This is a genomic window from Pseudomonadota bacterium (assembly GCA_022572885.1).
In the GTDB taxonomy this organism is placed as follows: Bacteria; Pseudomonadota; Gammaproteobacteria; order Steroidobacterales; family MnTg04; genus MnTg04.
Window position 1 is genome coordinate 1 of the sequence record JACZVC010000059.1, and the last position, 5041, is coordinate 5041.

At 54.4% G+C, this 5041-nt stretch carries 5 protein-coding genes; 2 read left to right on the plus strand and 3 right to left on the minus strand.

Annotated features, from left to right (window positions below):
• Positions 1–335 (plus strand): DUF47 family protein (locus tag IIA05_12845; protein MCH9027977.1); only part of this gene is annotated, 335 nt, incomplete at its 5' end.
• Between the two features lie 220 nt (positions 336–555).
• On the opposite strand, the gene IIA05_12850 is transcribed toward IIA05_12845, so the two are convergent.
• Positions 556–1365: a thioesterase family protein gene (locus IIA05_12850; GenBank protein MCH9027978.1), complete on the minus strand. Its 810-nt coding sequence runs from the start codon at positions 1363–1365 to the stop codon at positions 556–558.
• 401 nt (positions 1366–1766) lie between these two features.
• On the minus strand, positions 1767–2588 hold the full coding sequence (locus IIA05_12855) for a methyltransferase (protein ID MCH9027979.1): 822 nt from the start codon (positions 2586–2588) through the stop codon (positions 1767–1769).
• Between the two features lie 627 nt (positions 2589–3215).
• On the opposite strand from IIA05_12855, the gene IIA05_12860 reads away from it, so the two are divergent.
• Positions 3216–4280, plus strand: coding sequence for a Fic family protein (locus IIA05_12860; GenBank protein ID MCH9027980.1), 1065 nt, complete (start codon positions 3216–3218; stop codon positions 4278–4280).
• A 441-nt stretch (positions 4281–4721) separates the two neighbouring features.
• Here IIA05_12860 and IIA05_12865 read toward each other — a convergent pair.
• Positions 4722–5041 (minus strand): AMP-dependent synthetase (locus tag IIA05_12865; GenBank protein ID MCH9027981.1); only part of this gene is annotated, 320 nt, incomplete at its 5' end.

The following is a 5041-nucleotide window of genomic DNA, read 5'->3' on the forward strand; positions in this document are numbered from 1 at the left end:
ACGCGATTGCCGATGACTTCCTGGAGTTCGTCAGGCGCAACATCGATGCGGCAAAACAAGCGCGCAAGAGCGTGCGGGAACTACACGAGCTGTTTACCAGCGGATTCCGCGGTGCCGAGGTATCGCTTGTCGAGTCGCTGATAGAAGAACTTGACCAAATCGAAACGGATACCGATAGCCGTCAGGTAGACCTGCGATCTGCACTTTGTGTCGTTGAAAGCAGCCTTGAGCCGGTCAACGTCATATTTCTCTATTGGGTTATCGAACTAACCGGTGAAATTGCAGACATGGCGGAGCGGGTTGGCCATCGTCTTGAACTCATACTCTCCCATTGATAGTTATAACAAGCTGGCGGGGACGCCAACGCAAAAAAAGGTATGTTTTTTAGCGGTTAGTAATGTGCGCTTTCGGCGAAAGCTGCCAGTCGAAATCTGATCGGCCAGCGTCTGTACGGTCGGATCTGAGTCATCACAGCTAGGCAAGAAAAGGCCCGCACGAGGCGGGCCAGAGTGGGCCGACCTTGGCCCTGATGTGGACCGACCGCAATCCGGGCTCTTAGCGCGGCAGAATCGCCATCTGCCGGGAGACCGCCACGACATCGCCCGTCTCGTCCCACATCACGCCATCCTCCTCCAGGTAACCCCCGGCGATGTGGTCGGTGGTGAACCACGCGCCGATCCAGCCCGGAGCCGGACGCTTGTGGACGTGGATGGTGAGCTCGATCGTGGGGACCCATTTGAGCGGAATCCCGACGTTAAATATCGGCGGCGGAAAGCTGTCAGCAAGAAGCGGCAGGGCCAGGGTGTCGACGGGGCGACCGTCCGCAAACTTCGCCCAACCACCCATCTCGGAGCGTCCATGGGGCTTGCCCACAACGAAACCGACGTGCTCGGGGTGGAGGCGAATGGCAACGCGGTGGGTTATCGGCGGTGGAGTGAAGCCTCCCGGAATGGGCACTGGCGCTATGCATGCCTCGGGCGGCGGAAGATCCGGCAGCCCCGATTCGTGCAGGATCTTTGAGGACGCAAGTCGTGAGAGATCGCCGAAGGTACCGAGAACCTGGGCAACACAGCGATCACCCTGGCAAAGCGAGGCATGTGCTGTAGCCAACAGCTTTCCCTTCTTCAGAAGCTCTCCCTCGAGCTCTGCGGGCCCCGGACGCGCCGGTGCCAGATAGTGCGCCGTGACCGCGACGGGGTCGGGCCGACCGGTGAGTTCGATCATCGCCTTGGCGACAAGCGAGAGCAGATAGCCGCCGTTGGGCGTGCCGGCAAAGTCCCAGCCATCTTCGATCCGAGTGCGCCATCGCCCCTCACCATCGGGATCGATAGCGACCGCTCGATCGAAGTCTGGCAGTTCGGTCATTGCATTTCTCCGTTTTCAGCCTCAAGCAGGGACTTCCCGATGCCCCTCCTGGCAGTGGCTTCCACGTCCTGTAAACAATAAAGGGTGGCACCCCTGTTTGCGGGGTTGAGTATAGGATGGATAATCGCCCTTTTTCGCGTAATCGAGCGTCCATCGTCTTAACTCGGACCCATGTAATCAGCGGTGATGGCGGTCTTCGCTTGAACGCGCATCTACCCCAGCAGAGAGACTTAACGCAAGTGTTGCGTCGACCGGTTGAGACCGCCGTCGTTAGCGGTCATTCAGGACTCTATCACCTCAATTGCCGCTTTCGGGTGCATAGCGGACGTTCATTTCCCAGGTGCCCATTTGGCGCCCACTTTGGTGCCCAAATCAGGATCAGGCGCGGATATTTTTGCCGCTCAGAAAAACACCAGACAGCGGGTCTCGATACTCTCGCGGGGTGCTGCGTCCGCGGGCGCATCAGGGTCTTCGAAGGACGAGTGAATAGTAAAGCGGGCGCGTCCATCGGTTTCCGAATCAAAGGTCTTGAATAGTAACGCCTCATCCATTTGCATCTCGGGGAAGTAGTACCAGCGCTGTCCGGGATAGTGCAGGGCCACTTGAAGTTCGCCAGTGCGCTCCTCGGCGCGACGTTCGACGGAAACCAGGTCTTCCGGTCTCACCGTCGCGGCATCGCACAGCACCAGCGGGTAGTTGTAGATTGGGCCGGACATCGAACGCCACACGTTGACTATGGCGAAGCGCCGTTGCAACAGTTTTTCCGCCTCATCCGGGTCATCTGCAAAGTGGTCGCGTAGTCGCTTGACGCCGGAGCGCGCGGTGTAATCGTTGTGAACGATAGAGGCAGCTTCGCGAATCTTTTTATCCCTTTGTCGCTCGAGAGAAGTCGAGCGTCTCGTATCGTCGAAAATCTCAATACGTGCCGCGCCCGTAATCTCTGTGAGCAGCGCTTTCACTTCGTCGTGGTAAGTCGACTCGACCTGCGCATCGTCATAGAAGTCTTCAACCTCGGTTACTTGTGGCACCAGTTTGAAGCCTTCGACGTCCAGACTGGAGACTTGTTTGTGATGGCGGCCATTGTGAATAGCCACTTCCTGCATCGTGAAGTTACCCACGTGTTCGGTCTCATCACCGCCACCTTTGGAGGGAATGTAGACGAGAGGCCCATCAACATTGGCCAGAAATTTGAGACTCGCTTTTATCGGCGCAGCTTGCATCACGTTTACCCGAATCAAGTTTAGAGTTTACTGGATTTTCCTCGGGTTGCAGACATCCTGCTGCTGCAGCGTCATTAACAAAGGGCATATGCATCCCAATCAATTGCTAACCAGGAAATCAGCCTCACAGAGCAATGGAGTCTCACGGAAAATGCGAAAGGAAGTCAGGTGAGGCGCAAACCTGTGATTTGAGTATTGTATAGAGGTCTGGGCATCCATTATGGTGCCCAGATCAGAATCACCGGCCAGCAATAGCGGTTGCGCTGGACCGCTTGGTAGTGAGCAGTGGACTGCATATCCGCGTGTCGGGTGTTGATTGACGCTGCACATCCCTGTGCGGCGCCCTTCGGGCACGCTTCGCGTGTCCAAGTCTGCTCCCGGCAGATTTGTCACCCCCTGGCCACCATTCTTTCAAGGGTCAATTTTCGCCGCCGATATACACGTGTGAATTAACTTGAAAGTACCCTTCGACCCCTGTTTTAAACAGGGCTGCCGCCAGCCGTGCGATGAGAGCTCATGTAAAGGATGTTTGCACAAGGCCCAAAACATATATAGATTATCGAAAAAAGTTGACATGAAGAGAACATCATGTATAGTTTTTAGGTAATTTTATACATATTGAGCCAGCAAATGACGAAACTGCTAACAACGCTGCCAGAAACCGAGCGCCTGGAAACCCACGCAGTCCTCAAGCAGCTGGTCGCGGCCCACCGCTATCTGGCCGAACTAAAGGGCATCGCAGCAACTATTCCCAATCCGGAAATCCTGATCAGTACTCTGTCGCTTCAGGAAGCGAAGGATAGTTCGGAAATTGAGAACATATTCACTACGCAAGATGAGCTGTTCCAAGCCGATATATTCTCCGACTATTCCAGGAACCCCGCCGCAAAGGAGGTTCGACGTTATGCCGCTGCACTCAGGAGCGGATTTGAGCAAATGCGCGGCGACAAACTAATTACCGTCAATCGTATCGTCCAATTTCATCAAATGTTGATGGACAACGACGCCGGTGTCCGAAAATTGCCTGGCACGGTAATCAAGAACCTGGCAACTGGCGAGACGGTCTTCACTCCACCACAGGATCCGAACGAAATACAGTCGTTGTTAGCCGACATAGAGCAGTTTATCAATGATGACACCCTGTGTGCGGCAGACCCGTTGATCAAAATGGCTATCGCGCACCACCAATTTGAAAGCATTCATCCATTTTACGATGGCAACGGACGGGCTGGGCGGATACTCAACAGCCTTTATCTCGTCGCCAAAGGAATGTTGGATCAACCCGTTCTCTATCTCAGCGGCTACATAATCAATACAAAAGCCGAGTACTATCAACTTCTGCAAAGTACCCGAGATACAGACGACTGGGAGCCCTGGCTGCTGTACATGCTCCAAGGTGTTGAGACGACTTCGAAGACCACGATTGCGCTCATAAAGGCAATTAGGAACGTGATGAATGACTACGAGGAAAGAATTCGGCGGGAGTTGCCAAAGATCTACAGCTACGATCTTCTCACAAATTTGTTTCGCCATCCCTATACCAAGATCGAAGCACTTCAGGATGATCTCGGCGTTTCGCGACTGACGGCTAGCAAGTACTTATCAAAACTCACGGAAAAAGGATTTGTAGAGAAGCATCGATTCGGCAAGTACAACTATTACGTCAATCGGCCGCTTATGCAGATATTCGAATAAAATATCTGAGAGGCACTTAGATCATCAGCAAGCTGGCATTCCCCTTGGCGACCTTAGTCAGTAGCCTCCGCACCGTTACCCACAATGCGCAATCTGACGGGCAGGTAGAAACAAGAACTAGTGTGCGTGAGTTTTGCGTGAACAAGCTGTGCATTGTTGTGCATTGTTATGCATTGTAGTGCAAATTGGGCAACAGGCGCTCCGGTATCTTATTGAAATATAACGCCAGAAGCCTACGAACACTGGACTGAAAATCCGCGTGTCGGGTGTTGATTGACGCTGCACATCCCTGTGCAGTGCCCTTCGGGCACGTGTCGCGTGTCCAAATCGGCCGTCCTGCCGATTTGTCACCCCCTGGCCACCAACCGGCCTTTTTGCGTCTGTAGACCGCAGGCACGGGGCAGGTCGCTGGACCGCGCAGCGGCAGGGTGGGGCCCCAGTCTAATTGATTTTGGATTCTCGCCCTTCCCAGAAAGGTGCGCGCAGTTTCCGTTTCAGTATTTTCCCCGGGCCAGACTTCGGTAGTTCGTCTGACGAGAAGCTGATCGCTTTAGGAATTTTGTAGCTGGCGATAAATTCGCGACAGAATGCGATTAGCTCTTCAGCGGTCACTTCTTCACGGGTCACGACCACTGCGTGTACGGCCTCACCCCATTGTTGATCCGGCACGCCGAACACGGCTACTTCGAGTACCGCGCTATGCTTATACAGCGCTTCTTCGACCTCCGAGCAATACACGTTTTCGCCGCCGCTTACGATCA

Excerpts from the sequence above, each read along its gene's own strand:
- IIA05_12860 (MCH9027980.1), top strand. The coding sequence starts at position 3,216 with ATGACGAAACTGCTAACAACGCTGCCAGAAACCGAGCGCCTGGAAACC.
- IIA05_12850 (MCH9027978.1), bottom strand. The coding sequence starts at position 1,365 with ATGACCGAACTGCCAGACTTCGATCGAGCGGTCGCTATCGATCCCGAT.